The following is a 25,084-nucleotide window of genomic DNA, read 5'->3' as shown; positions in this document are numbered from 1 at the left end:
GCTTGGGCGCGCCCCGGGGTAAGGGCGCGTCTGAATGCCGGGAGGGGTCCGGCTTGTCCTGGCGTGCTCGCGGGGGGACGGCATTCACCAGGGCGCGGCTTGTGAAAGCCGCAAGTGCATTTATGCCACAACTGGCCTGGTTTGTTCAATTAAATTCGAGAAAGGATTTGTGAGTGGCTAAAATACCACATGCTTCAAATCCTTGCGGCCGGCTTTCAGCTGACGGCGCTGGCGGAAAATCCGCCGGGCGCGGCGAAGCGCTCATACTCGTCCAGGGGCATGGGCCGGGCGAACAGATAGCCCTGCGCCAGCGTCGCGCCGAGCTCGCGCAACGCGGCGTATTGCTCGGGCGTCTCCACGCCTTCGGCCACGGTCTTCAGCTTCAGCGAACGGGCCATGGCCAGGATGGTGTCGACCACGATGCGCGCGTGTTCGTCATCCATCATGTTGCGCACAAAGCTCTGGTCGATCTTGAACACGTCGAAGGGCATGCGCGTGAGATAGGACAGGCTCGAATGGCCGGTGCCGAAATCGTCAATCGCGAAGGTGACGCCCATCTCGCGCAGCGGCGCGATCTGGGCGATCACGCGCTCGGGGTCGCGCATGGCGGTGGATTCGGTCAGCTCCAGCTCCAGCATGTGCGGAGGGAGGCCGGACTCATCAAGGGCCTCGATGACCCGGTGCGCGAAGTCTTCGCTTTCGAACTGCATGGCCGAGACATTGACCGCCACCGGCATGGCGATGCCGGTCTGGCGCATGGCTTCGGCGTCGCGGCAGGCGCGGCGCAACACCCAGTTCCCGATCTCCCCGATCAGCCCGCACTCCTCCGCCGCCTGGATGAAGGCGCCCGGCGAGAGCATGCCCGCAGTCGGGTGGCGCCATCGCACCAGCGCCTCTGCGCCGGAGATGCCGCCATCGGCGAAGCTGATTTTGGGCTGGTAGAACACCACCAGCTGGTCATCACGCACCGCTTCGCGCAGCTCGTTCTCCAGCACCAGACGCTCGAAGGCGCTGCGGTTCATGGAGGCTTCGAAATACTCGAACGCATTGCCGCCATTGCGCTTGGCTGCCGCCATGGCGAGATCGGCGTGGCGCAGCAGGGTTTCGGGATCGTCCCCGTCGCGCGGGAACACGGCGATGCCTGCTGACACGCCCAGGAAGACCTGGTGGCCGGAAATCTCGAATGGACGGCGCACCGAGTCGATGATCCTCCGGGCCAGGCGCGCTGCGTCCGCCACATCGCGCACATGCGGCATCAGCACGGTGAACTCGTCTCCGCCCAGGCGCGCCACCATGGAGGGCTCGGCTCCGGTCTCGCCATGGGCCAGATCCCAGCCGCGCGCCGCTTCGCGCAGACGCCGGGCTACCGCGTCCAACAGCCGGTCGCCCTCGCCAATGCCCAGCGAATCATTGACCCGCTTGAACCGGTCGAGATCGAGAAACAGCACCGCACCCTCGCGGTCCGTGTCGGCCGCCTCGCGGGTGACGCGCTCGACTTCCTTGCGGAAGCGTTCGCGATTGGGCAGCTCGGTGATCATGTCCACATAGGCCAGGCGATGAACCCGCTTCACGCTCGCCTCCAGGCGCGCGAACATGCGGTTGAAGGCATTAGCCAGCAGCTCCAGCTCGTCGCCGGTGCGGATATCGATGCGGATGTCCAGATTGCGCGATGACGCCGCGCGCGCCGCCTCGATCAGCTTGCGCATGGGGCTCAGCGCGCGCTGCACCACAAAGGCCACCAGGGGCAGGAAGACCAGCAGTGCGCCCAGCGCCAGCGCCAGCTGGCGGCGCAGAATCTCGCCCGCCGGGCGCGCCACGGCATGGATCGGAACCGCAGTCATTACCGCGCCCACCACCCGTCCGTCATGAACAGCGACGGCGGCCACATGGATATCATCGCCCACGGTCTCGATCCGTGTGTCCACCGCGCCCAGCGCCGATTGCAGCAGGGCGTCAGCGGCGCGCATGCCCGGGGTCACCGGTACATCGCCTTCGGCGGCGATCACGGTGCGGCTGACATTGACGGCGTAAAGCCCGTCCACGTCGGGGCGGTCTGCGAAATGGCTCAGGCGTTGTTCCAGGAAGGCCGTATCGCCGGCCGCGATGGCCGGGGCCAGCGTAGTGGCGAACAGCTCGGTGATGATCTGGGCGTGAGCCAGACCCGTTTCGGTATTCTCGGCGCGTTTGAGATAGTACTCCACGCTCATCAGCGCAGTGGTCGCCAGGATCAGGATGAGGCCGCTAAGCAGCGTGAACTTGATCACCAGCGAACGCATCACGCGTGCAATGGCATGTCTGATCGGCGCCATGGAGCCCCCGGCATCCAGCCTGACGCCCGCAACGGACGCCTTGATTGAGCGCCATGATGGCCGGGCGTGCTGAATATTGGGTTAAGCGGCTGAAACCGTTCATTGAGCCGCCGCGACCAGGGTTTGAAACGGCGCGGCAGGCCCGTGAAGAAGCCTGTCAGAGCAAGGGGTATGGCCTGTCCGCTCCGGAGCGCTCTGTCGGTGCGCTGCCCCGGCGTGCCAGTGTCGCAAATGATCAGATTTGATTTCCATGTATCAAACAGTATAATTACCGATTATTGGCTGGTTGTTCCGATCGGCGCCGAGGCAAGATAGCGGAGTTTAAAGTGAATATAGCGCTTAAGGTCATCGCCATTATTCTTTTGGGAGTGGTTATAATTTTTGCTGTGCAAAATATGGCGCTCGTAGAGGTGAAATTTTTGTTTTGGTCATTTGAAACCAACCGTATTTTGATCATAGGGGTCCCATTTGTTCTGGGCGCGCTGTTTGGCCCGATGGTGTATCGCGTGTTCAAGCCGCGTTGATCCTGACGGCCGTCTGAAAAACCGTAATCCTCCCAAATGCATCCTGGTTCCATGACAACGGACAATCCGGCCGCCTCCGGCCACACCATCGAGACGCTGGTTACGCCGCGCATCACGCTCATCGTTCTGCTGCTCACCACAGCCTTGCTGTATATGGGAACGGGCCTGTTCGGCACGCTTCTGGGCGTGCGCGCCAGCCTGGAGGACTTCGCTCCAGCCTGGATCGGCCTGATCATGTCGTCCTATTTCGTGGGCTTCATCATTGGCGCCTATGTGTGTGTTCACATCATCCAGCAGGTCGGTCACATCCGCGCCTTCGCCGCGTTCGCTGCAGTTTTCACGGCCATGGCGCTGGCCCACGCCATTTGGGTTGAGGTGTGGCCATGGGTGGTGTTCCGGCTGATATCGGGCATCGCCGTTGTCGGATTGGCCTTGGTGATTGAAAGCTGGCTCAACGCCCAGGCGCCCGCTGACGCGCGCGGCCGCGTTTTCTCTGTCTATATGGTGGTCAATCTCTCCGCTGTGGCGGCCGGTCAGCTTCTGCTCATGGCCGGGGATCCGGCCACCTTCGTGCTGTTCAGCGTGGCCGCTGTTTTGTTTGTCCTGTCCCTTGTGCCCACAACCGTGGTGCGCGTGAGCGCGCCCGCACCGCAACCGGCCGGCGGACTTGGCCTGAAAGCCTTGCTCAAGGCGTCTCCGGTCGGGGTCATAGGCTGTCTGGTCAGCGGTATTGTCGGCGGCGCCTTCTGGGGCATGGCGCCGGTGTTCATCACCGATCTGGGATATGACCGCAATCAGGTGGCGGTTTTCATGTTTGTCGCCATCGTTGGCGGCATGATCTCGCAGTTTCCTGTAGGACGCTTCTCGGATTCCCGTGACCGGCGCAAGGTCATAGCCGGCGTGACGATTCTTGCGTCCGTGGCTGCCGCCCTGGTGTCGGTGACGGCGGCCATCTCGTTCAATGCCTTGATTGGCGCCGCATTTCTCTTTGGCGCGCTGGTGTTTCCGATTTACGGCCTCACCGTGGCGCGCACCCATGACATGTTGCGCCCTGATCAGGTGCTGGAGGCCACGCGCGGCCTGTTGCAGTTTTTCGCCATCGGCGCAGCGATTGGTCCGTTCGCAGCCGGCGTGCTGATGGGCGTTCTGGGCGGTTACGCGCTATTTGGCGGCATGGCCGCGGCTCTGGCGGCGATGGGCGCTTACTGCATCTACCGCCTGCGCAAGGGCAAGGCGCTGGCGCCGGAAGAGCAATGCCATTTCGTGCCGATCTACGCCACTTCCCAGGAAGCTCTGGCCATGGCCGAGGATGAATACTACCCCGAAGAGGAGGATGGTGCTCCAGGCAAGGACGAACGCAATTGAGCGCCTAGCGCTCGAGCGACAGTCCGGCCCGGACCGCCAGATCCTTGAGCGAGGCGTGGGGGCGCGCGCCAATATGGGTGATCACCTCGCCGGCCGCGATAACGCCCAGGCGTCCGCAAGTCTCCAGGTCGCGCCCCAGCGCAAACCCGGTCAGGAAGCCTGCGGCGAACTGGTCGCCGGCCCCGGTGGTGTCCACCAGGCGCTCGATTTTCACCGCGGGCACATGGGCTTCGTCCGCGCCGGAGACGACCACAGCGCCCTTTTCCGAGCGGGTGACGGCGGCGATGCGGGTTTCGGCCCGCACAGCGGCCAGCGCCTCATCGAAGCTGTCGGTCTCATAGAGGGATTTGAGCTCGGCCTCGTTGGCGAACAATACGTCCACGTGGTGAGCCACCAGCTGGCGGAAGCTCGCCCGGTGGCGCTCCACGCAGAACACGTCCGACAGGGTCAGGGCCACCGCCCGGTCTGCGGCGTGGGCGAATTCGGAGGCGCGCACATAGGCCGCCTTGGCCTCCTCGCGGTCAAACAGATAGCCCTCCAGGAACACGATCGTGGCCGAAGACACGAGCTCGCGGTGTATATCTTCGGGGTCCAGGAGGGTGGAGGCGCCCAGATAGGTGTTCATCGCCCGGCGCGCATCGGGCGGCACCGCGATCAGGCAGCGGGCTGTCGACGGCCCGCCTGACAAGGGCGCGGTGTCGAAATGCACCCCCGCAGCGCGCAGATCGCGCGCAAACGTTCCGCCCAGCTGATCGTCCGCTACCTTGCCGATATAGGCGCCGCGCGCGCCGAAGCTCGCCACGCCCGCCAGCGTATTGGCCGCTGACCCGCCGGAGATTTCCTCGCCCGGGGGGAAGGCCGCATAGAGCGCGTCGGCGCGCTCCTCGTCGATAAGCAGCATGGCGTCTTTTACCAGGCCATGGGTCTGCACAAAGGCTTCGTCTACCCGGGCGAGCACGTCGACAATGGCGTTGCCGACGCCCAGAACATCAAAGCGGGTTGCAGACATGGAGCGGCCTTTCGTGCGGAACAGGGACAGAGTTTGGAGGAGGGCCCCCGCCATAGCCCGGACCGCGCGCGCGCTCAAGGCGCCCCGGGCGCTGGCGTCTGGCGCGTGCGCGCGCTAAGCGCGGGTCCATGAGCGCGCGCATCTGTTTTCTCACCTCCGCAGATATGATGAAGGACCGGCCCGGCGCCCGGGCCGACTGGTTCGAGTTCGATCTGGAATTCGGCGCCCTGAAGGCGGGCTGCGCGGATGCCGGCATTACCCTGGAAGCGCGCGTGTGGGACGAGGATTTCGACGCATCCGGCTTTGACGGCTTCATGGTGGGGACGGTGTGGGACTATCCGCCCAAGCTCGCCGCGTTTCTGCAAAAGCTCGATGCGCTGGCCGCCCGCGCGCCGGTTTGGAACCCGCCATCGGTCGTGCGCTGGAATATCGAAAAGACTTATTTGCGCGCCATGGCCGAAGCGGGGGCGCCGTCCATCCCCACGCTGTGGCGCGCGCGCGCCGATGCGGCAGCCATCGCGGACGGGTTCGCCTTGTTCGAGACCGACCGGCTGGTGGTCAAGCCGCTGGTGGGGGGCGGCGCCTGGCGCCAGGCCCTGATCCGGCGCGGCGAGGCGCTGCCGGCCCCTGACGCACTGCCCCCGGGCGCCTGCCTGATCCAGCCCTTCCTGCCAAGCGTGCCGGAGGAGGGGGAGTATTCTCTCCTGTTCTTCGGCGGCCGGTTCTCCCATGCTCTCGTCAAGCGGCCCAAGGATGGCGATTACCGCGTCCAGTCCCTGTTCGGCGGGCGCGAAGCGGTGTGGACGCCCTCAGATGACGAGCTGGCGCTGGCGCGCCAGGTGCTGGACGCGGCCGGACAGATCACCGGCGAGGCCGATCTGCTCTATGCGCGTGTGGATATGGTGCGCGGCCTCGACGGCCAGCTGGCCCTGATGGAGCTGGAAGTGATCGAGCCCTATCTCTATCCCGAACAGGGTCCGGAGCTGGGCGCAGCCTTCGCCGCCGCGCTGAAGGGCAAGCTGGGCTGAGCTATGTAACGCCCGCCGTGATGCGCCCGTCGGGATAGGCGATGGCGTGCTTCATACCCGGCGAGTTGTAGCGCGCCGACACCGCGCCCGAGGCGTCCACCGCGATGATGCCGCCTTCGCCGCCCAGATGCGCCACATCGTCCAGCGCGCCTTTCACGGCTGCGTCCAAGTCTGATCCGGCATAACGCACCCGCGCCGAGACATCGGCGGCGGCGTTGGCGCGCATGAAGAACTCGCCCTGGCCGGTGCAGGACACCGCCGCGCGCTCATCGGCCCAGGTGCCAGAGCCGATGATGGGCGTGTCGCCGACCCGGCCCCACACCTTGTTGAGCGTGCCGCCTGTGGAAGTAGCCGCGGCCAGCGCGCCGGAGGCGTCCAGCGCCACCGCCCCCACCGTGCCGGTGGGAATGGCGCGGGTGTCGGGTGCGGCGGCGGGGATGTAATATCCGTCCGGATCACGCACAGGCGCCAGACCCCGCTCGCGCGCAAAATGGGCCGCGCCTTCGCCCGCCAGCAGAACATGGGGCGTATGCTCCATCACCGCGCGCGCGGCATCCACCGGCGACAGGAAGCCTTCCAGCGCCGACACCGCGCCGGCCCGGCGCGCGCGCCCGTCCATTACAGCGGCGTCCAGCTCATAGCGCCCGGCCCGGTTGGGCGAGGCGCCCTTGCCGGCCACATAAAGCCCGGACAGTTCCAGCGCGCGCACCATGTCGCACACCACGTCGAGCGCGGGCGCGCCGCTATCCAGCGCTGCGCGGCCTTCCTCGGCCAGGCTGTGCAAATGGGCGATCTCAGCGTCATAGGAGCGCTCGGCGAGCACGCCCGCCCCGCCATGCAGGACGAGGGCGGTGAGGGGGTTGGAACGGGTCATGGCGCGGCGGTCTCCCTAAGCCTGGCCGCGTGGTCTAGCAGAGCGCGCAGGCGCGTCATAGCCGCGCCTTCCATCGTTGGCAAAGGCGCGCTATGTCCCGTGGCCAACGCGCCGTTTAGCGCGCTGTCATCACTTACCAAACTCCAAGGGGAGCGTTTCATGGACATCAAGGGCATTGCAGCGGTGGTCACCGGCGGCGCGTCAGGTCTGGGCGAGGGCACGGCCCGGCGTCTGGCCGCCGAGGGCGCCAAGGTCGCCATTTTCGATCTCAACGAGGCGCGCGGCCAGGCCGTCGCCGCCGAGATCGGCGGGGTGTTCGCCAAGGTCAATGTCGCCGATGTGGAGAGCGTGAAGGCCGGTTTCGAGACCGCCCGCGCCGCCCACGGCCAGGAGCGCGTGATGGTCAATTGCGCTGGCATTGGCTGGGCGGAGAAGACTGCGCGCCGCTCCTCGGCGGGCGATATCGTCATGCACCAGCTCGACAAGTTCGCCCTGGTGGTCAGCATCAATCTCGTCGGCTCGTTCAATTGCGCGGCGATCTCGGCGGCGGGCATGCTGACGCTGGATCCGGACGCCTCGGGGCGCGGCGTGATCATCCACACCGCGTCGGTGGCCGCCCAGGACGGGCAGATCGGCCAGGTGGCCTATTCGGCCTCCAAGGGCGGAATTTACGGCATGACCCTGCCCATGGCCCGGGATCTGGCGCGCGAGGGCATCCGCGTGAACACCATCCTGCCGGGCTTCTTCGAAACCCCGATCTACGAGCAGATGCCGCCTGAAGTGAAGCAGAACCTGGCCAGCCATCTTCAGTTCCCCCAGCGCTTCGGCACGCCGGCCGAATACGCCGATCTGGCCGCCTTCATGGTGAAGAACGACTATATCAACGCCGAATGCGTGCGCCTGGACGCCGGCGCGCGCATGCCCCCGAAATAGGCGCGCGGCATCAGGTGGAGGGGGAGGCAAGGCTTCAAAGCCTTGCACATGATCACATGCTCCCCCTCCATAAGCTGCTTTGCCGCCTCTGTTGCCGGGCCGGTCACCTTATGTGCAAGCCGGGCGTACGGTGAAGCCGGCGCCGCGGGCCAGGGGGGCTGAGGCGGGCCGCTTATCGCCAGCGCGCAGGCACGTCGGAAACCATTTGCGGGCGGCTGCGCGGCGCAGCCGATGGCGATGGCTTTCATGCCCCGCGAGTGATCCTGACCGCTGCTGGACGATCAGAGCGCAAGACCCAAGCCAATCACGCTTCACCAGATAACGACATGGCCTGGCTCAAGCCCCGCCAGGACTTCAACGCCGGCGGGCCCGACCCGCCCGATTTGAATATCCCGCCGCTCGGCGGCGTTGTGCGCATCGTCCCTGACCATGACCCAGGCGCCGCCGCTGCCGCCCTGGACGGCTTCCGGCGGGATCACCAGAGCGGCTTCACTGTGATAGGTAATGACCCTGATGTGCGCGGTCATGCCGATCCGCACGCGCTCGGCGGCGTCCGGTTCCAGCGGATCAAGCCGGATGTGCGCGGCGAAGCGCGCCATGGCGTCCCGCCCGCCTCTCTCGGCCTGCCCCGACACGCCTGAAATGCGGCCGCTGAGCTGGGCGCCGTCAAAGCCGGGCCCGCTGACGCTCACCGGCTGGCCCGGGCTGACAATGCCCAGATCGCCTTCATCAAGATGAAACTGCACGGCCAGACCGTCCGGGCTGGCGATGACCGCCAATACCTGGCCACGCGAAACCCGTAAGCTGACAGTCCCTGTTTCATCGGCCTCGCGCCCGGTGCTGGGCCGCACGATTACGCCATAGGACGGTGCGCGGATCTCCGTGACCGCGCCGTCATCGACGGTTTGCATCTGCGCCCGCGCCATTTCCCGCTCCAGATAGGCGATGCGCCGCTCGGTCCCTTCCCCCCGCCGCCGCGTCTCGGCGAGTTCCTCCTGCGCTTGCACAAAAGCGCGGCGGCGCGACCGCTCCTGCTGGACCAGGCCTTCGAGTTCGTTGCGGGAAACCAGGCCGCGCTCGAACAGGGCGGCGGTCTCCTCCAGACGCCGTTCGGCATCGCGCAGATCGGTGTCAGCGCTCTCCAGCGCACGCCGGGCCCGGCGCATCTCCGCACCCTCGCTCCAGGATTCTATACGGTCCATCGCGTCTTCGGCTCGCAGCCATGCGGCTTCCGCCTCTGCACGCGCCCGGGCGACATCAGCCGGGTCGAAAGTGATCAGCAGATCGTCCCGGGCCACCTGATCGCCGAAGGAGAAATGCACCTGCCTCACCGTTCCGTCGAAGGGCGCCGCGATCTCGGCCTGATCGCCAGGAATGATGTGACCGGTGAAATGCGCGTATAGTGTGAAGGGCGCGGGCCGGACCTCTATGCTGCGCGCGTTGGCCGCCTGGTCACCCCCGTCCCCGAAGGTCGCGAGCCAGACCAGGCCCGTCACCGCCAGCATGCCCATGGCGGCGGCGATCACGAGGCGGCCGGGCCGGACCCTCAATCGTTCAGTGAGACTTGCCATGTCTCAAGCGTGCTCCCGATCTGCTGATCCAGTGCAGTCAATGCGTTCAGATAGGCGATCTTGGCCGTGAGCGCCTGGGTGTCCGCCGCCCGCAGGTCCGCCTGAAGCGACAGCGTCTCGAAATTCGACCCCCGTCCGAAGCGGAGCCTTTCGAGCTGGATGTCCAGAGCGCGCTCAGCCAGCGTCTGGCGCCGCTGGGCGGCCTCGACCTGCCGCCAGCTCGCCTCGACATTCTGGATCGCGTCGCGCACCTGGGTATGCACCCCCTGCACCAGATCTTCCTGGCGCAGTTCGGCTGTACGCACATTCATCTCCGCCCGTATTTCGTTCTGGCGCCGGCTGATGTCGCCGATGGGAATTTCCACGCGCAGCCCCGCCGCGTAATCCGTGCGCCCGGCGAGCGGCGCGGGGAAACGGTCCCCGTCGCCGAAACGCGTGACCGAGGCCGTCACAGAGACGTCCAGCAGTCGGTCATTGCGCGCCATGATGAGCGAATGGCGCATCTGCTCCAGCGCCTGACGCTGGGCCAGCACGTCCACGCGGGCCGACAGCGCGTAGTCCAGGGCGCGGTCGAAATCGATCGGCACCCGTTCGGCTTCGATCGTGTCGATCGCGATCACATTGACGCCCGGATCGATGGCCAGACGCTGAAGCAGGGCGAGCTGGGCGGAGGTCTGCTGCTGGCGGGCCTGAAGCACGGCCAGTTCCTGCCCGGCCACGGCCGACTCGGTCTGTACGATGTCGGCGGCGGCCATACGGCCCGCCTCGATCAGCGCCTCATTGGTCGCCAGTATCGCCTGGCTGCGTTCGAGCGAAAGCTCGGCCAGCCGTGTCTGCTCCTGCGCCTGGACCAGCGCGCGATAGGCCAGAATCACGGCTGCGATCTCATTCGAGACCGTCGCCTGCAGCTGCAGCTGGTTGATGCGTTCCTGCAGGCGCGCGATGCGCAGCGGCGCCATGTTCACGTCTGTGCCCGCTCCGCGCCTCAAAGGCTGGCTGACGCTCAGCGTGGCCGCGCCCCACCCTGTGTCTGGCCCTTCATGGAGAGACTGGCGCTGATCCCAGACGAAGCTTACGGAGGTTCCCACGGGCGTGCGCCACGACACGCCGGTAGAGACAACCGCATCCGTCGAAGCGCCGCCCTCGGCGTCGCGCCGCGTGACGATCTGCGTGCCGATCAGGGCCTGGGGGATGAAGGCCCGCTCCGAGGCGCGCAGGTCGAAGCGTTCGGCCACGCGCTGGAGATAGGCCGACCGGACCGTCCGGTTATGCCGCAGCATAAGGGCGACCGCCTCGTCCAGCCTCAGGGCGAGCGGCTCGCCTTGCGGAATGACGACGCCCTGCGGGGAGGGGACGTTCGCGATGGGGCTGGCGGGGACGTCCGGCTGGGCGATGGCGCCGCTCGCTCCGCACCCCAGCACCAGTGTGGTGGCGGTGATGACCGTATGATGCAGGGCGCTATGACGCATGCAGGGCCTCGATAGGGTCGAGGCGAGACGCCGCCATCGCCGGGTAGAGGCCGAACGCCACCCCCACAATCGCCGCGAGACCGGGGCCCAGCGGCAGCGTCCACCAGGCGACGGAGAAGCCCCATCCCGACAGGGCGGCGATAACCGCCGACACAGCTATCCCGCAAAGCGCGCCCAGCACGCCGCCGCACAGGGCCAGAGCCGCGCTTTCCAGGAGGAACATGAGCTGGATGTCGCGCCGCCGCGCGCCCACCGCCATGCGCACGCCGATCTCCCTCCGGCGCTCCATCACGCTCATCAGCATCACATTCATGACCCCGATGCCGCCCACCAGAAGCGATATGGCGCCGATCGACACCAGCAGCCGCGAATGCACCGCTTCATACGTGTTCAGCGCGTCGATCAGCGTGCGCGCGCTGCGAGTCTGGACGGCCGTGCGTGAATTGGCCAGCGCGGCGGCGACCCGCTCGCCCGCCGCCTCCCCGTCGGCGCCGGGGGTGAGACGGATCAGGGCCGCTGTCGGATCGGGACCTGGCAGAACCCTCTGCGCGCACTCAAGGGGGATGAGGATGGCGCGGTCATAGTCCACCGGACTGAGCGCTTCCATCGCGATAGGCTCGAGCACGCCGATGACGGTGAAACCGTATCCGCCTGTGTGAAGCAGCTGGCCCGGCGCCACGGGCGCGCCTGACGTCGACAGGGCCTCAACCAGACCGGCGCCGATCACAGCCACCTGGCTGCAGGCGTCCAGCGCCGTGAGCGCCCGGCCCGACGCCAGCGCCAGCCCGGCCAGGTCGTGCAGTTCGGGCGTGACCGCCGCGATCATCGCATCAGCGCTCCCGGCGCCGGAATGGACTTGCCCCCGGCCCACGGCGAGCGGCGCAACACGAACAATCTGCGCGTCCCGCTCGTGCAGCGTCTCGGCAAGGGCGCGGTCGAGCCCGGCCGGCGCCGGGCCGGTGGGCGTGGTGTTGACCTGCAGCGAGTCCACACCCATGCGCTCGAACCGGTTGAGCGCTTCAAGCCGGGACATATGCCCCATGTTCAGAAGCGCCACGACGGACGCCGCCCCGATCACGATCCCCAGAAGCGCCAGGAGAGACCGCGCGCCCTGATTGCGCAGGCTGATGATGGCCTCCTCACCGATCGCGGAAGCGGGCGGGCCGAAAGCGGCGGTCATGATCCAGGCTCGGCTTTGATGTTCATGGGACGCCCATCGCAGGCGCAGTGCGCCGGAACGCCAGAAGGCTGGACGCCCGGAGGGCGCCCAGCCGAAGGTGAAGGGGAGGACGGCGGTTTCACCGTCCGAATGCAGCCCTAAGGATCAATCCCAAGTGGGGGACTCACAGTCAGAGTGCCATTGACCGTGCACGTCCCGCCTGATCCTGAAGTGGGCGGGAAAGCCGTATTGTTGAAGGTGATGGAACTGGTCGCGTTATCCCAAGCAACCCGAGCCGTTCCTCCACAGCTTCCAAGTATCGATGTTGCGCCAGCAGTCACATCCACAACATCTGTCCGTCCCGGAACTAGATCAACTTGCCATGGCTGTATGGGATTGACCAAGAAACCGCACTGCCAGCCACCTGGGCTAAAAGCAGGATTGTTGATCGTGGCCGGACCAGTGGCGCTGCTAATGGCAACATTTCCCGATACATCACAGTTGAGTATGATGCTTTGCGACAGGGTGAGAGTGCCCGATACAGAGCCAGCGTAAGGCGCCTGATCCCACTCCTGGGCCAAGGCCGGTGAGCTCAAAGCCATCATCGCCGCAGCGCTGATCGAGGCCAAAGTCAATGTCTTAAGCATGATCTCCTCCATGTTTGTTATTATACAGCCTCTGATTGAGGCGCTCTGAACATATACGTCAGCAAGCAGGAGTCAAGAATTTTTCTTTTTAATTTCAATTGGTTAAAGGGACCCCACCGGCTTTGCCAAGCCGTTATATCTGTCTAATGGACCCCACCCCGAGATGGCATTGCGGGGTGGGGTTCTCGATGATCCTCAGAACTGCTTGGTCACCCGCAGGGCGATCAGGCGGGGATCGAGGGTGAAGACATTGGTGGTCAGACCGGTATCGTCGCTATTGACGAAGAAGTCGGTGATCGGCGTGGAGTCGAACACGTTCTTGACATAGACGTCGAAGGACAGGCCGTCGCGGGGACGGGCCAGGGTCACGGAGACGTTGGCGTTGTCCCACGATCGCAGGCGGTCGAAATCGGTATTGTAGACGCGGGCATAGCTGGCATCCTGCCAGTAATAGTCCCCGCGCAGGGTCAGCTCCCAGTCCTCCATGAAGAAGGTGTAGGCGCCGCCCACGCTGACCGTCCATTCCGGCGCATTGGGCAGGGAATTGCCGCTGAGATCGGCCATGATGCCGCGCCCGTCATTCGGTGCTTCCGTCAACGGATCCCAAGTGAAGCCGAAGAAATTCCACATCGGAATCGTGGTGTCGAAATCGGGGTTGAACGAGCCGAAGCGCGACGACCCCGCGCAGAGCGCCTGAAGCCCGAACCACTTAAAAGTATCGGTCATGCTGGAATTCAGAATGGTTTCCACATGCTGGGTCGGAGCGATGCAATTGGATGGCACCTGGGCCCAGGGACGCAGCACGGTCCACTCGGGGTCACCCTGGGTGCGGTCCATGACATCAATGGAGCCTTCGCCATTGGCGATGCGGGTGTTCAGATAGCCGATATTGGCGTGAAGCTGGAGATTGCGGTTGGGCCGGAACAGGGCTTCCAGCTCCACCCCCCACATGCGCGCGTCGAAATTCTCATTGAGCGATATCCGGTCCACGATCTGCGAGACCTGATAATCGGTATAGTCATAGAAGAAACCGGTGGCGTTCAGGCTGAGCCGGCCATCCATCAGGATGTTCTTGGTCCCGATCTCGAAAGCATTGACGTATTCGGGCTCGAAATCCTCGGCCAGGGGCAGGTATTCGATGACGCCCGGATTGAGATCGACCCGGGGCGGGTTCGTGCCTCCGCCCTTATAGCCGCGCGCGAAGGAAGCGTAGATCAGCGTGTCGTTGGTGAAGCCCAGATCGGGCGTCCAGTCCAGCACCAGCCGGCCGGTAAGCGCCCCCCAGCTCTGCCGGATGTCCGGCAGGGCGGGATAGCCCCGGCTGACAAAGCCGCCCGAAGACGGGCCGGGCTGACCGTCCATCTGCGCGCCCAGCAGAAGCTGGCTGGGATAGGGGGTGGTGATCTTGCGGTCGCGGGTATAGCGCAGGCCCGCAGTCAGGCGCAGATCGGGGGACAGATCCCAATAGCCTTCGCCGAACACCGCCTGGGAACGGATCTGGACCACATTGCGGCTGCGGAAATAATTATGCCCGTCGCCAACAAGCTCGCTGAGCGGGGAAGGGTCAACCCAGACGCATTCCTTGTGAGGCGGCAATACCGGATCGCCGCAGGTGACCGTTCCTCCAACGGCGCCAGGCGGGTGGATGCCCGTTCCTGTGCTGGTATTGTAATAATATTCCGCAACAGCGCTGAATACATTATTAAACACATAATAATTGTCTTCGGATTCGAAATCCAGCCAGTTGACGCCGAGGCTGAAATTGAACCCGTTGTCAAATTCCGATTGCAGACGGATTTCCTGATACCATTGACGGTTGTCGGACTGGCTCAGATCGGCCGACACCATCCGGTCGGACGGGCCGAGCTGGGGATCGGTGTAAACGCCGCCCGGTATCCGGGATTCGGGCGTGTCCAGAACATTGGTGTCGTTGAAGATCGGATTGCTGACGAAGCGGTTGTAATCCTGCGTCGAATAATAATCATCCTTGGCGTAAGCGGTCTGCGAATACAGCCGCAGCCGGTCGGTCAGGGCGAATTCCATGTTAAGTTGGACGATATCGTTCTCGGCCCTGAACAGCGGATCATAACTGGTCGCGATCTCCCTCAGATTGCGCGATTGCTCCAGTCCTTCATAGGGATCGACCCCTAGATCAACCAAATAAGTATTCATACCGTCCGCCCCCCTGCCGATGCTGGCGAACGCGCCTGCTATCAGTACATGCGGGAAAGAGGCGGCGTTCGGCACGCCATAAGCGGCATCATCATAAAGCGAACCGGGCAGACAGCCCTGGCTCATGCGATTGCGTATGAAAGTATCGGTGACCGCCGTGCTTCCCACCATATCGGGCCCCGGGTCGCGGGTGCACAACTGCTTGCCCGTGCGGGCGCGGCGGTCATCCTCCTGGAAATGCTCCCAGATGATGTTGGCGCTGAACCGGTCGGTCGGCTCCCATTGGGCGGAGAGCCGCGCGCTCCACAGATCGCGGTCGTTCACCCAGGTGTCGTTGAAACTGTTGTAGTCGAACCCGTCGCGCTGGGTGGAGGCGGCGGCGGCCCGCACCGCGAAAGTGTCGGTGATTGGCACGTTGATCATGCCCGTCAAGCGGCGGGTGTTATAATTGCCCACCTCGGCGCCGATCTCACCCTCGAACTCGTTCGTGGGCAGCATGGGGAACATATTCACCACGCCGCCGGTGGCGTTGCGGCCATAGAGCGTGCCTTGCGGCCCGCGCAGCACCTCGACCCGGTTCACGTCGAGATATTCCTGCTCGAACAGGCGGTTGCGGATCAGGGGCGTGTTGTTGAAGCTGATCGCCACCGCCGGATCGGAACTGGCGGAGATCGCCTTGGTCCCGATCCCGCGGATCGAGAAATTATACATGGAGAAATTGGCTTTCGAGAACGACACATTCGGCACCGCGCGCAGCAGTTCCGAGCCGCCTTCGATCCGCATGCCCCTCAGATCGTCGGCGCTGAGCGCCGTCACCGCGATGGGAATGTCCTGAATTTCCTGCTCGCGGCGCTGGGCGGTGATGATGATCACATCACGCACGCGCTCGCCCTCCTGAGCGGCGGGCTGGGAGACGTTCACCATCTCCGAATTATCATGCGCCAAGGCGGGCGAAGCCGCTGCAAGCAAAACAACCGCCGAAGCGCTGGACGCCAGGCGCGCGCGAACACAGGCTGAAAAAGCCATTGAAATACCTCCCCGATTTGCCGGCCGTCCGTTGGTGGCAGCCTTGTGATTGTTGAGCGCCGCTTTTTCACATCTGCTGAGGGTGCGGCTCCATCGGCAGTTGACCCCATGATCTTCTTATTTAGCCGCATGTCAATATCTATTGACGCGCATGTTGATTGCGGCGCGCTCCTGTTAACGGCTTAGCGGGGCAAGGAATATCTTGCTTACAACGTAGTCAGTAGCGCTGATCCGCTTCTCGTTCACACGGGCAAGGAGCGCATGAATGCAATGCGCGCGAAGGCGCTATAGCGGACGGTGTCCTGTTCAATAAGCGTGCGGCGGCGCGGGTTTTGGCGGAGCAGGCCGGAGCCTCACTTCCGGCGCGTCCAGGTTTGGGTCTGGCATAGCAGGGGGGCGATGCAGCCGCGGACCTCGAGCGTGTCCGCATCGGCCAGCGTCAGCCGCCCGCGTCCCGCTGCGCGGCCGGATTCAGGGTCATAGAGCGCGCCGCCCGTCCATGTTTGCGGTCCGCCGGTGAAACCGTTGAGCACGTCTACGCCGCGCAACGGCCTCGACCTCAGCGCAGGATCGCGGTTGTTCTCATCACGCAGATCCGGATCATCCTGCAGCGCCTGCGCATCGATCAGCTGGCCGCACAGGGCTTCGCCGCAGGCGGAAATCTCCACGGCGCCGCCAGCGGGCGTCAGCCAGATTCCGGCAGGGGCGGGAACAGAGGCAGTCCCCGCGAGCGCCGCTGCAGGTCCCTGGAGCATCGCCAGGCTGGCGAGGATCAGCGCCCGCTTCATCTCCCGCCTCCCAGATACCCGTCGCGAACCGCGGCAGGCACTTGCTCATAAAGTACGGGGCGCGGGATGCGCAGCCGCGTGCGCACCGCATCCAGTGGCTCGGACATCATCGCCTCGTAATCCTCACCTGGCAGCCAGGCGGCCCGCCGGCCGTCCCGCCACGCACGCAGGATCGCCCGCGCGCAAGGATAGCCTGTGCGCGCCCGCGCGAACTGAACGCCCGCCCCCGCCGCGATCAGACCGAAACCAGCGCTGCGGGTCTGGGGCAGCGAGAACGCCACCACGCAGGCCTCTCCCAAGGCGTCCGTGCCGTACCCGGTCAGCACGTGCCAGACATCATGGACGTCCCTGAGGCGGCGCGCATACCAGGCGCGGGGGTGGGCGGCGTCGATTTCGGTGTCGGCGACTTTCGCGCTTTCTCCGGCGAGGCCGTCCGCTGTGAAGCCGCGCTCGCCCATGAAATCAAGATAGGCCGCGCCGACGCTGCCTGCAGGCATGGTCTCCAGCCAGGCCCGGTCGCTCAGCCGTTCAGACAGCTCGATCTGAAGGAAGGCCTGACGCCCGCCCTGCGGCGTGTCCAGAAGGCGGGCATAGCCACGATCGATGGACCGCCCGGCCAGCGCGTTCATGATCTCGAACACCTGGAAGGTGTCCTCCTGATCGGCAATCAGGCGGCGGAGCGCCCGCATTGCACGTAAAGGCTGCACGCGCCGGGATACCGCAGAGGCAGGAGGGCGCTCCTCACACACAGAATTATCTTCGACTAGAGTATTGGCTGGCACTTGAACGACTCCCAAGCTGCTCGTACCGATGAGGCTGTCTACATGGCTGTAATTTACAGGAATGTCAATACATGAGCGACGTACAAACTCCAAGACGCCGCCGCACCCCGGAGCAGGCGCGGGATGAAAGCATCGCGTCGGCGAGATCGCTCTTGCTGTCAAAGGGTCCGGAGGCGGTGACCCTGGCCGCGATTGGCGCTGAAATCGGCATGACCCATGCCAATCTCATCTACCATTTCGGCTCTGCAGCGGGACTGAGATCGGCCGTGATGGCTTCGATGGTCGCCGATCTCACCGACACGCTCGATCAGATGATCATGCGGCTGCGCACTGACCAGGGCGCTCCGCTGGATATTGTCAGCACTGTTTTTGAAGCTTTTGACGAAGGCGGCGCAGCCCGGCTCGCAGCATGGATCGTCTCATCAGGCGAGTTGTCCCACCTTCAGCCCGTCGAAGCGGCCGTGCAGGATCTGGTCGAGGCGATCCAGGAGAAACTGGGCGATGCTGACGGGCTGGCCAGGGACCGCATTCGCTCGGCGGTGCTGTTCATCGCCATTAGCGCCACCGGTGATGCGTTGATTGGTCGTCCTCTGGGCGAGATTCTGGAGCAGCCGGAAGGCGCGGGACGCAGAATTGTTGCGGATCTGTTGCCGCATTTCCTGGTTCAGCCTCCAAGAGCGGGCTCAGCCGCAAAAGAGTGATTCTTGAAAGGCTCCAGCCGCCACTCACAGAGATGTCAAACCATGCCAGTGCGCCAGGCCCCAAGCTATATCGATCAGTATGTGGGGCGCCGGCTCAAGCTCCGTAGAAATATGCTGTCCTTGTCTCAGCAGAACCTTGCCGAAGCCTTGGGCGTCACCTTCCGGCAAGTGCAGAAATACGAAAATGGGCGCAATCGCATTGGCGCTGGCCGTCTCTTCGAGCTCGCCGGAATCCTCGATGTAGAGGTTGCATTTTTTTACGAAGGGCTGATCAGGCGCCCATCCAAAGACAGTCCCGATGACGCCACGTTACGCAAGCTCCTTGAAACACGGGACGGGGTGGACATCGCCCGGGCGTTTCTTGCAATCGACAGTCCCGCAGTGCGCCGGCAGCTCATCGGCTTGGCGCGCGCCCTTGGCCAGTCGGCATCCTGAGCACACTCCTTTATAGCGTTTCTAAGCTGAGCTTTTCAAAGCGGGGCGCCAGCCCGCAAGCCTAAGTCCGGCGATCGCCCGGAGTCTGAATGGGTGCATGGCGGGATACGCCAGCTTGTGTCCCTCTGCGCCCCACTTTCGCCCAGGGCGCCGCAATGGAGGAGGGCCGCCGGCATACAGCCTGCCCCGCAAACCGCCTTGCCCGGTGAAAAGCCTGCTTGCGCTGGAGGCCAAGCTGTTGTCCTGTCGCGCGCATTGTCCGTCCCAGCGTGAAGGGGATCGCCATGCAGCTTCAAACGGCGTCCTGGCCCGAGGTCGAGGCCTATCTCAAGACCTCTAAAGGCATTGTCATTCCCATCGGCTCATTCGAGCAGCACGGCCCCAACGGGCTGGTCGGCACCGACGCCATCTGCCCTGAAGTGATCGCGCGCGAGGCGGGCGAGGCGGCCGGCTTCCTGGTGGGGCCGACCTTCAATGTGGGCGTCGCCCAGCATCATCTGGGCTTTGCCGGTTCGATGACGCTGCGTCCGTCCACCATGATCGCGGCGATCAATGACTGGATCGACTCGCTGGTGCGCCACGGCTTCCGGCGCATCTATTTCATCAACGGCCATGGCGGCAATATCGCCACCATCGCTGCGGCGTTCGCCGAAAGCTATGCGGCCTGGTCCATGGACGGGGACGCCTGTCCCTACAAGCTGCGCCAGATGAACTGGTGGGAGCTGCCGGGCGTGATGGATGTGTGCAAATCCATCTTCCCCGTGGGCGATGGCAGCCACGCCACGGCGTCGGAAGTGGCGGTGACCTATTACGCCTATCCGCACGCGGTGAAGGACGTGGCCATGAGCCCGAAAATCGCCCCCCAAGGCTCGTTCACAGACGCGGCGGATTACCGGCGCAATTTTCCCGACGGGCGCATCGGCTCTGATCCGTCCCAGGCGACGCCGGAAAAAGGCGCCGCCATCGTGGCGGCGGCCCGCGAGGCTCTGGCGCGCGACGCGGAAGCCTTCTTCAAGAGCTAGACCCTGAAAGCGGCTGCTAGGCGGCTTCACTCAGTTTGCGCCGGAACACGCTCAGTTCCTCCCCCAGGCGCGCCGCAGCGGCGGCCAGTTCACGCGAAGCGTCGTCAAAGCGCGCTGCTGCCTCATCGGCGCGCGCTGCCGCGCCAGTGACCGCGCTGGCTTCCTCACCCACCCGCGCCGTGGACCCGGCTGCATCGGCGGCCAGGCGGGCGATCTCATCGGTGGCGCTGGACTGCTCGGCGAACGCATTGCGCGCGCTGGACGACGCCTCGCGGATGTCGGAGATGGTGCTGGCGATCTGGGTCAGGGCGCTGGTGGCTGCATCGGCGGCGGCGCGCATCGCCTCGATCTTGCTGCGGATATCACCTGTGGCCTTGGCGGTCTGGACCGCCAGCTGCTTGACCTCGCTGGCCACCACGGCGAACCCCTTGCCGGCCTCGCCGGCGCGCGCCGCCTCAATGGTGGCGTTCAGGGCCAGAAGATTGGTCTGTTCGGCGATATCGCTGACCAGCCCGGCGATGTCCTCGATCTCGCGCGCGGCGTTGTGCAGCTCTTCCATGGAGCCGCCTGCGCGACCCGCTTCACCTTCAGCGCGCACGGAGATTTCATCGGCGGAGCCCAGCGTGCGGGTGACCTCGGCGATTGAGGCGGCCAGTTCCTGGGCGGCGGAGGCGACGGCCTCCACATGTCCGCTGGTTTCACGCGCCTGACCGGCTGCGCCCTCGGCGCTTGCGCGCGTGGCTCCGGCATCCGTGCGCAGCTCTCCTGCGAGCCCCGACAGCTGGGCGGAGGCGGTCTGCAAATCTTCCAGAACACGGCTGACGCTCTGTTCAAACTCGCCGGACACCGTGGCGATGGTCTCGCGCGAGCGGGTGATCTCGGCCTGGCGGATACGGTCGGTCTGGAGCAGCTCATCGGCTTCGCCCTTGGCGGCGTTGGCCAGGGTAAGCGCATCGTCCGCTTCGCTGAGCGCGCGCGCCACGCCGTGGGCGAGCCAGATCAGAAGGCCCGTCTGGGCGATCACCACCACGGCGTGGAACACCACGCGGGAGAAATCGCCGCCATCTGGGAAGACGGCTGCGGGCAGGGCGAAATTCAAGGTCAGGTGATGCAGCGCCGCAGCGCCCGCCGCAGCGATCAGGGCGCGCCAGTCCACAAGCACGGTGACCGCCGCCAGCGCAGCGAAGAAGGTCATGTGCATGTCGATCTGCCAGGGATGGCCGCTCATCAGATAGGTGAGCGCGGCCGGGAAACCCATCATGGCTGCGCCAAACACGGCGCGCGTGGTCCAGGTCCCTGGCGCGGCCCGCCAGGACAGGCCCGCCAGGGCCACAATGGCGGCCATGAAGACCGTGCCCGTAAGCGCGCGGCCCGTATCGATCATCAGCCCGGCGCCCAGATAGAGGACGGTGAGGGCGCACAAGGTCGCGAACAGCACTTTCAGGGCGTTCGTGCGGACAGTCTCAAGGCGGCTCATGAGCGAGACTCCTTAATCGGCTGGACGGCGCATCCGCCCAGAATGACGGGATCAGCGATCAGCCAGGCGCCGGCGCGGCGTAGCGCGTCATGGCCGCCAGGTTGATCGATATGGACGATGAGGGTTCCCGGCGCGCCACCGAAACGCACGATCTCAACGCCCGCGCTGGCGGCGGCCAGGGCGAGCTGGCTGGGCGTGGCGGACGGGTTGAACAGGACAGCGGCCTGGCCGGTCTCAGGCGCGCCTAGGGCGGCGCCCGTCACCGGCAGGGCGGCGCTGAGGGTGAGGCAGGCGCCCAAACAGATGATGGAAACGGCCGGTGCGGCCATGGGCCCCTCTGATGCGTGTGTGACAACACGCCAGAGCTAACCCGGCCATGGTTAATGTCCGGTATGGGATATTCACAGGTGTTTCAACCCCAGGGTCCGCCAAATCTGCCGCCGCGGGCGTCTTCGTCCTCCATGGCCCCGCCCCAGGCGCCGTGATGGCCCCAGGGGCCGGCGGGCGGGGTGGGCGCCGCGCCGCCCATCTCACGCAGGCGCGCAATGCGGTTGGCCGTCGCCGGGTGGGTGGAGAACAGATTGTCCGCCCCCTGGCCGTTTAGGGGATTGATGATGAACATGTGGGCGGTGGCCGGATTGCGCTCGGCGCTGGGATTGATCGTGCGCCGCGCGCCGCGCTCGATCTTCTCCAGCGCGCTGGCCAGCCATTGGGGATTGCCGCAAATCTCCGCCCCGATGCGGTCGGCCTCATATTCGCGCGCACGCGAGATAGCCATCTGCACCAGGCTGGCTGCGATCGGCGCCAGGATAGCCAGCGCCAGCGCCGCGATCAGCCCGCCGCGCTCGCGGCCGCCGAAGAACAGTGCGAAATTGGCCAGGAAGCCGATGGCGCCTGCGATGGTGGCCGTGACCGTCATGGTCAGCGTGTCGCGCGTGCGCACATGGGCGAGTTCGTGGGCCATCACGCCCATCACCTCTTCGCGGTTGAGCTGGGCCAGCAGGCCCGTTGTGGCGGCCACGGCGGCGTTGTTGGGATCGCGGCCCGTGGCGAAAGCATTGGGTTGAGGATTGTCGATGACGTAGATGCGCGGGACCGGCATGCCCGCCCCTTCAGCCATGCGTGCGGTGTCGGACGCAAACTGATACAGGCGCGGATCGCGTTCATCAGGCAGTATTTCGCGCGCGCCATGCATGCGCAGCATCAGCTTGTCGGCGTTCCAGAAGGCGAACACATTCATCGCCGCGGCCAGGCCCAGCGCCAGCATCGCGCCGCCCGGACCGCCGATCAGATAGCCCACGCCCATGAACAGCGCGGTCAGCGCCGCCAGCAGCATGAAGGTCCTCAAACCATTACCCGTCATGTCCGTTTCCATCTGCAAACTTGGCCGCCCCGGCCTGTCCGCCTATGTATCTGGTCGCTGGTCAAGGAAACTGCAAGCGATGAGCGAGATGGACGCAGACAAGCGCAAACCGCTGAGCCCGGAGGCGGAACGCGCTCTGGCCGAGGCGGAGGCGCGCCGTCAGGCTGAACGTGAGGAACAGGCGCGCCAGCGCGAGCTGGGCGGACCGAAGGGCCCCGAACCCACCCGTTACGGGGACTGGGAGAAAAAGGGCATTGCGTATGATTTCTGAGCGTTAACTATGGTTTGAGCTCGCGAGGCCGCGCGGGTGTGCTATACTGGCACACATGAGCCTTGTGATCCTCATCGCCAGCGCCGCGGCGCTCAGCCTCGATCCGGGCCTGTCAGGCGCGCCGGTGCCGGCTGGCGCGGGTCCCGCACCCTATAATCATGAGCCCCGCTCGGTCGCACGCGCTGTCTCTGGCGCAGATACGCGCACCGTGACGCGCACAGAGACGCCATGGGGCATCCAGGGCAGGCCTGATCACGCCGCTGCGTCCCACGCCGCATCGCGCGCAGTGCAACTCTCGCCCGGTTTCTTCCAAAGTCCGCTAACCGGCGGGGTCGAGCGTCCGCCCGTTCAGGTCTATTGGGTCCGCCACGGCTATGTGATCCACGGTGCGCGCCATGCGCCCGTCTCCGCCGGACAGGCCGCCGCCGCGCGCGGGCTGGGGCAGGGCGGGACGCCTTAACGGCCATTCTCCAAACAAAACGGCCCGGCAGGGCGCCGGGCCGTAGAGTTCAGGCGTCGAGCTAATCTCTAGCGCGGCGCCAGGATCATCACCATCTGGCGGCCTTCGAGCTTGGGCTCGAACTCCACCTTGGCGGTCTCGGCGAAATCGGCCTTGACCCGGTTCATGACATCCATGCCCCGGTCCTGGTGCGCCATTTCCCGACCGCGGAAGCGCAAGGTGACTTTCACCTTGTCGCCGTCCTCGAAGAAGCGGGCCATCGCGCGCGCCTTGACCTGATAGTCATGCACATCGATGTTCGGACGCAGTTTGATCTCTTTGACATCCTGCGTCTTCTGCTTCTTGCGGGCCTCGGCCTTCTTTTTCTGTTCCTGGAATTTCAGCTTGCCATAATCGACGATCTTGCAGACAGGCGGATCGGCGTTGGGCGATACCTCGACCAGGTCAAGCCCGGCCTCCGCGGCGGCTTCAAGCGCCGCATCGATGGGTACAATTCCCTGCTTCTCGCCAGATTCATCGATCAGGAGCACCCGCGGTACGCGGATTTCCCCATTGATGCGCGGGCCCTCTTTTTTGGGCGGCGGCGCGGCGTGTGGACGTCGAGCTATGCGTCTTCTCCATGACAGCTGCAAAACGGACCGCGAGAATACAGACTCGCGCGGGCTTCGGGTAGCGAATATCGCGATGACGTATGGAAATGCAAGGCGTTCACGCCGCCACGCTGGCGCCGGCGAAGCCGCCTGCGCAGCGCATGGCCTGAACAGCTTCGGACGGGCTGATCTGGGCCAGGGTCGGCGCATGCATGAGAAGCGTGGGCGCAGACCCGCGCGGCGCGCTGTAAATCGGCGCGTTGTCGCCGGGATGGAACATCACCGCAGGCGAGCCCGCCGCCACGATCATATGCAGCAGGGCGACGTCCTCGCCGAAGGCGCACTGGGCCTGACGGCCGAGCCCGGCCAGCTGGATCAGATTGGCCCGGCCCGTAAGATCGCGCGCGCCGGGGGTGATGTGGGCGATATATCGCCCCAGCTCGCGGGTGGAGGGACCGCCCACAATCACCGGCTCCACGCCTTTCTGACGCAGTTCATGAGCCAGCGAGGCCCAGCGTTCCTTCGGCCAGCGCTGGGCGGGCGGGCTGTCATCTCCTGCCGGACAAAACAGGGCGTAGCGCTCCTGCAGGCCGAAATAGGCCGGGTCCAGCGTGCGCGATCGCTTGGCGACGAAATCCACCCAGTCCAGCTCAGGTCCCGGCGCCTCGCCCAGTGCATGGCCTACCCGGCATAGCCCGGCGGCGCCCAGCTGGTCGGCGATCTGGTCGAGGGGATGGCCCGGCGCCTTGGGATTGGAGACCGCCTCGACCCAGCGCGTGCGTGCAAATCGCATGGCGGCGCGAATCTTGTTCGAGGCCGATCCGGCGCCGAGATCATAGACAATGTCGAAGCCTGAATTGCGCGCCGCCTTCAATCGGTCGAAGAAATTTTTCCTGGCCGTATCCGAAATCCCGGTCTCCACCGCATTGAAATACGGACAGTATTTCAACAGGCTCTCGAAATCGGGGCCGGTGAGCAGGGTGATGCGCGCCGTGCGGTGATGGCTGCGGATCAGGCGCGCGGCCGCCAGCATGCGCACCACGCTGGTCAGGTCGCCATCGTGCAGGACGAGAACCTGCTGCTTGTCTGCATCGGAGCCATTCATGGCG

23 protein-coding genes are annotated in these 25,084 nt (G+C 65.2%); 9 read left to right on the top strand and 14 right to left on the bottom strand.

Annotated features, from left to right (window positions below):
• Positions 1 to 215: 215 nt before the first annotated feature.
• Positions 216 to 2,309, bottom strand: a complete 2,094-nt coding sequence (locus tag F1654_RS10720) for a putative bifunctional diguanylate cyclase/phosphodiesterase (protein ID WP_199200549.1) — start codon at positions 2,307 to 2,309, stop codon at positions 216 to 218.
• 326 nt (positions 2,310 to 2,635) lie between these two features.
• Between F1654_RS10720 and F1654_RS10715 the strand changes: the two genes are divergently transcribed.
• Together F1654_RS10715 and F1654_RS10710 are read left to right on the top strand one after the other, a co-directional pair.
• Complete coding sequence (locus tag F1654_RS10715) at positions 2,636 to 2,833, top strand: LapA family protein (RefSeq protein WP_150023544.1); 198 nt, start codon at positions 2,636 to 2,638, stop codon at positions 2,831 to 2,833.
• 51 nt (positions 2,834 to 2,884) lie between these two features.
• On the top strand, positions 2,885 to 4,198 hold the full coding sequence (locus F1654_RS10710) for an MFS transporter (RefSeq protein WP_199200547.1): 1,314 nt from the start codon (positions 2,885 to 2,887) through the stop codon (positions 4,196 to 4,198).
• A gap of 4 nt (positions 4,199 to 4,202) precedes the next feature.
• Here the strand turns inward: F1654_RS10710 and F1654_RS10705 are convergent, their stop codons facing one another.
• Positions 4,203 to 5,207 carry an adenosine kinase gene (locus F1654_RS10705; protein ID WP_150023542.1) on the bottom strand — a complete coding sequence of 335 codons (1,005 nt, stop codon included), beginning with the start codon at positions 5,205 to 5,207 and terminating at the stop codon, positions 4,203 to 4,205.
• A gap of 128 nt (positions 5,208 to 5,335) precedes the next feature.
• On the opposite strand from F1654_RS10705, the gene F1654_RS10700 reads away from it, so the two are divergent.
• Positions 5,336 to 6,235 (top strand): ATP-grasp domain-containing protein, encoded by a 900-nt coding sequence (locus F1654_RS10700; RefSeq protein WP_150023541.1) that lies wholly within the window; start codon positions 5,336 to 5,338, stop codon positions 6,233 to 6,235.
• 1 nt (position 6,236) lies between these two features.
• On the opposite strand, the gene F1654_RS10695 is transcribed toward F1654_RS10700, so the two are convergent.
• The gene (locus tag F1654_RS10695) at positions 6,237 to 7,109 is read right to left on the bottom strand and encodes an isoaspartyl peptidase/L-asparaginase family protein (protein WP_150023540.1); all 873 of its coding nucleotides are present in this window, start codon (positions 7,107 to 7,109) and stop codon (positions 6,237 to 6,239) included.
• A gap of 159 nt (positions 7,110 to 7,268) precedes the next feature.
• Here F1654_RS10695 and F1654_RS10690 point away from each other — a divergent pair, with 159 nt between their 5' ends.
• Positions 7,269 to 8,042, top strand: a complete 774-nt coding sequence (locus tag F1654_RS10690; RefSeq protein ID WP_150023539.1) for an SDR family NAD(P)-dependent oxidoreductase — start codon at positions 7,269 to 7,271, stop codon at positions 8,040 to 8,042.
• 311 nt (positions 8,043 to 8,353) lie between these two features.
• Here the strand turns inward: F1654_RS10690 and F1654_RS10685 are convergent, their stop codons facing one another.
• From F1654_RS10685 to F1654_RS10660, 6 genes are all read right to left on the bottom strand, one after another.
• Positions 8,354 to 9,613 (bottom strand): efflux RND transporter periplasmic adaptor subunit, encoded by a 1,260-nt coding sequence (locus F1654_RS10685; RefSeq protein ID WP_150023538.1) that lies wholly within the window; start codon positions 9,611 to 9,613, stop codon positions 8,354 to 8,356.
• Complete coding sequence (locus F1654_RS10680; protein WP_150023537.1) at positions 9,589 to 11,082, bottom strand: TolC family protein; 1,494 nt, start codon at positions 11,080 to 11,082, stop codon at positions 9,589 to 9,591. Before F1654_RS10680 ends, F1654_RS10685 begins: the two co-directional genes overlap by 25 nt.
• On the bottom strand, positions 11,072 to 12,262 hold the full coding sequence (locus tag F1654_RS10675) for an ABC transporter permease (RefSeq protein WP_150023536.1): 1,191 nt from the start codon (positions 12,260 to 12,262) through the stop codon (positions 11,072 to 11,074). Before F1654_RS10675 ends, F1654_RS10680 begins: the two co-directional genes overlap by 11 nt.
• Before the next feature lie 821 nt (positions 12,263 to 13,083).
• Complete coding sequence (locus tag F1654_RS10670) at positions 13,084 to 15,984, bottom strand: TonB-dependent receptor (RefSeq protein ID WP_233205250.1); 2,901 nt, start codon at positions 15,982 to 15,984, stop codon at positions 13,084 to 13,086.
• 455 nt (positions 15,985 to 16,439) lie between these two features.
• The gene (locus F1654_RS10665) at positions 16,440 to 16,874 is read right to left on the bottom strand and encodes a DUF2147 domain-containing protein (protein WP_150023534.1); all 435 of its coding nucleotides are present in this window, start codon (positions 16,872 to 16,874) and stop codon (positions 16,440 to 16,442) included.
• Positions 16,871 to 17,563, bottom strand: coding sequence for a Coq4 family protein (locus F1654_RS10660; RefSeq protein WP_150023533.1), 693 nt, complete (start codon positions 17,561 to 17,563; stop codon positions 16,871 to 16,873). The genes F1654_RS10665 and F1654_RS10660 overlap by 4 nt, the downstream gene beginning before the upstream one ends.
• Positions 17,564 to 17,727: 164 nt before the next feature.
• Here F1654_RS10660 and F1654_RS10655 point away from each other — a divergent pair, with 164 nt between their 5' ends.
• From F1654_RS10655 to F1654_RS10645, 3 genes are all read left to right on the top strand, one after another.
• On the top strand, positions 17,728 to 18,357 hold the full coding sequence (locus tag F1654_RS10655) for a helix-turn-helix domain-containing protein (protein ID WP_150023532.1): 630 nt from the start codon (positions 17,728 to 17,730) through the stop codon (positions 18,355 to 18,357).
• A 42-nt stretch (positions 18,358 to 18,399) separates the two neighbouring features.
• Positions 18,400 to 18,792: a helix-turn-helix domain-containing protein gene (locus F1654_RS10650; protein WP_150023531.1), complete on the top strand. Its 393-nt coding sequence runs from the start codon at positions 18,400 to 18,402 to the stop codon at positions 18,790 to 18,792.
• Between the two features lie 284 nt (positions 18,793 to 19,076).
• Positions 19,077 to 19,814: a creatininase family protein gene (locus tag F1654_RS10645; RefSeq protein WP_150023530.1), complete on the top strand. Its 738-nt coding sequence runs from the start codon at positions 19,077 to 19,079 to the stop codon at positions 19,812 to 19,814.
• Positions 19,815 to 19,830: 16 nt separating this feature from the next.
• On the opposite strand, the gene F1654_RS10640 is transcribed toward F1654_RS10645, so the two are convergent.
• The 3 genes from F1654_RS10640 to htpX form a co-directional block, all read right to left on the bottom strand.
• Positions 19,831 to 21,291, bottom strand: coding sequence for a methyl-accepting chemotaxis protein (locus tag F1654_RS10640; RefSeq protein ID WP_150023529.1), 1,461 nt, complete (start codon positions 21,289 to 21,291; stop codon positions 19,831 to 19,833).
• Positions 21,288 to 21,620, bottom strand: a complete 333-nt coding sequence (locus F1654_RS10635) for a hypothetical protein (protein WP_150023528.1) — start codon at positions 21,618 to 21,620, stop codon at positions 21,288 to 21,290. Before F1654_RS10635 ends, F1654_RS10640 begins: the two co-directional genes overlap by 4 nt.
• A gap of 83 nt (positions 21,621 to 21,703) precedes the next feature.
• Entirely contained in the window at positions 21,704 to 22,654 is a 951-nt protein-coding gene (gene htpX / locus F1654_RS10630) for a zinc metalloprotease HtpX (RefSeq protein ID WP_150023527.1), read from the bottom strand.
• A 79-nt stretch (positions 22,655 to 22,733) separates the two neighbouring features.
• On the opposite strand from htpX, the gene F1654_RS10625 reads away from it, so the two are divergent.
• A complete protein-coding gene (locus F1654_RS10625; RefSeq protein ID WP_150023526.1) occupies positions 22,734 to 22,925 on the top strand; it encodes a DUF1674 domain-containing protein in 192 nt (63 codons plus the stop codon).
• 55 nt (positions 22,926 to 22,980) lie between these two features.
• Positions 22,981 to 23,385, top strand: coding sequence for a hypothetical protein (locus F1654_RS10620; RefSeq protein WP_150023525.1), 405 nt, complete (start codon positions 22,981 to 22,983; stop codon positions 23,383 to 23,385).
• A gap of 68 nt (positions 23,386 to 23,453) precedes the next feature.
• On the opposite strand, the gene infC is transcribed toward F1654_RS10620, so the two are convergent.
• Together infC and F1654_RS10610 are read right to left on the bottom strand one after the other, a co-directional pair.
• A complete protein-coding gene (infC, locus tag F1654_RS10615; RefSeq protein WP_150023698.1) occupies positions 23,454 to 23,993 on the bottom strand; it encodes a translation initiation factor IF-3 in 540 nt (179 codons plus the stop codon).
• Positions 23,994 to 24,093: 100 nt separating this feature from the next.
• Positions 24,094 to 25,080: a glycosyltransferase family 9 protein gene (locus tag F1654_RS10610; RefSeq protein WP_150023524.1), complete on the bottom strand. Its 987-nt coding sequence runs from the start codon at positions 25,078 to 25,080 to the stop codon at positions 24,094 to 24,096.
• Between the last annotated feature and the right edge of the window lie 4 nt (positions 25,081 to 25,084).

Origin of the sequence: Alkalicaulis satelles (assembly GCF_008630495.1) — a bacterium.
Lineage (GTDB): Bacteria > Pseudomonadota > Alphaproteobacteria > Caulobacterales > Maricaulaceae > Oceanicaulis > Oceanicaulis satelles.
This window is presented reverse-complemented; position numbering and strand designations above follow the sequence as displayed.

Excerpts from the sequence above, each read along its gene's own strand:
- F1654_RS10695 (WP_150023540.1), bottom strand. The coding sequence starts at position 7,109 with ATGACCCGTTCCAACCCCCTCACCGCCCTCGTCCTGCATGGCGGGGCG.
- F1654_RS10685 (WP_150023538.1), bottom strand. The coding sequence starts at position 9,613 with ATGGCAAGTCTCACTGAACGATTGAGGGTCCGGCCCGGCCGCCTCGTG.
- F1654_RS10655 (WP_150023532.1), top strand. The coding sequence starts at position 17,728 with ATGAGCGACGTACAAACTCCAAGACGCCGCCGCACCCCGGAGCAGGCG.
- F1654_RS10620 (WP_150023525.1), top strand. The coding sequence starts at position 22,981 with ATGAGCCTTGTGATCCTCATCGCCAGCGCCGCGGCGCTCAGCCTCGAT.
- F1654_RS10625 (WP_150023526.1), top strand. The coding sequence starts at position 22,734 with ATGAGCGAGATGGACGCAGACAAGCGCAAACCGCTGAGCCCGGAGGCG.
- F1654_RS10690 (WP_150023539.1), top strand. The coding sequence starts at position 7,269 with ATGGACATCAAGGGCATTGCAGCGGTGGTCACCGGCGGCGCGTCAGGT.
- F1654_RS10635 (WP_150023528.1), bottom strand. The coding sequence starts at position 21,620 with ATGGCCGCACCGGCCGTTTCCATCATCTGTTTGGGCGCCTGCCTCACC.
- F1654_RS10700 (WP_150023541.1), top strand. The coding sequence starts at position 5,336 with ATGAGCGCGCGCATCTGTTTTCTCACCTCCGCAGATATGATGAAGGAC.
- F1654_RS10650 (WP_150023531.1), top strand. The coding sequence starts at position 18,400 with ATGCCAGTGCGCCAGGCCCCAAGCTATATCGATCAGTATGTGGGGCGC.
- F1654_RS10665 (WP_150023534.1), bottom strand. The coding sequence starts at position 16,874 with ATGAAGCGGGCGCTGATCCTCGCCAGCCTGGCGATGCTCCAGGGACCT.
- F1654_RS10720 (WP_199200549.1), bottom strand. The coding sequence starts at position 2,309 with ATGGCGCCGATCAGACATGCCATTGCACGCGTGATGCGTTCGCTGGTG.
- F1654_RS10710 (WP_199200547.1), top strand. The coding sequence starts at position 2,885 with ATGACAACGGACAATCCGGCCGCCTCCGGCCACACCATCGAGACGCTG.
- F1654_RS10670 (WP_233205250.1), bottom strand. The coding sequence starts at position 15,984 with ATGGTGAACGTCTCCCAGCCCGCCGCTCAGGAGGGCGAGCGCGTGCGT.
- F1654_RS10680 (WP_150023537.1), bottom strand. The coding sequence starts at position 11,082 with ATGCGTCATAGCGCCCTGCATCATACGGTCATCACCGCCACCACACTG.
- F1654_RS10705 (WP_150023542.1), bottom strand. The coding sequence starts at position 5,207 with ATGTCTGCAACCCGCTTTGATGTTCTGGGCGTCGGCAACGCCATTGTC.
- htpX (WP_150023527.1), bottom strand. The coding sequence starts at position 22,654 with ATGACGGGTAATGGTTTGAGGACCTTCATGCTGCTGGCGGCGCTGACC.
- F1654_RS10675 (WP_150023536.1), bottom strand. The coding sequence starts at position 12,262 with ATGACCGCCGCTTTCGGCCCGCCCGCTTCCGCGATCGGTGAGGAGGCC.
- F1654_RS10610 (WP_150023524.1), bottom strand. The coding sequence starts at position 25,080 with ATGAATGGCTCCGATGCAGACAAGCAGCAGGTTCTCGTCCTGCACGAT.
- F1654_RS10645 (WP_150023530.1), top strand. The coding sequence starts at position 19,077 with ATGCAGCTTCAAACGGCGTCCTGGCCCGAGGTCGAGGCCTATCTCAAG.
- F1654_RS10640 (WP_150023529.1), bottom strand. The coding sequence starts at position 21,291 with ATGAGCCGCCTTGAGACTGTCCGCACGAACGCCCTGAAAGTGCTGTTC.
- F1654_RS10660 (WP_150023533.1), bottom strand. The coding sequence starts at position 17,563 with ATGCGGGCGCTCCGCCGCCTGATTGCCGATCAGGAGGACACCTTCCAG.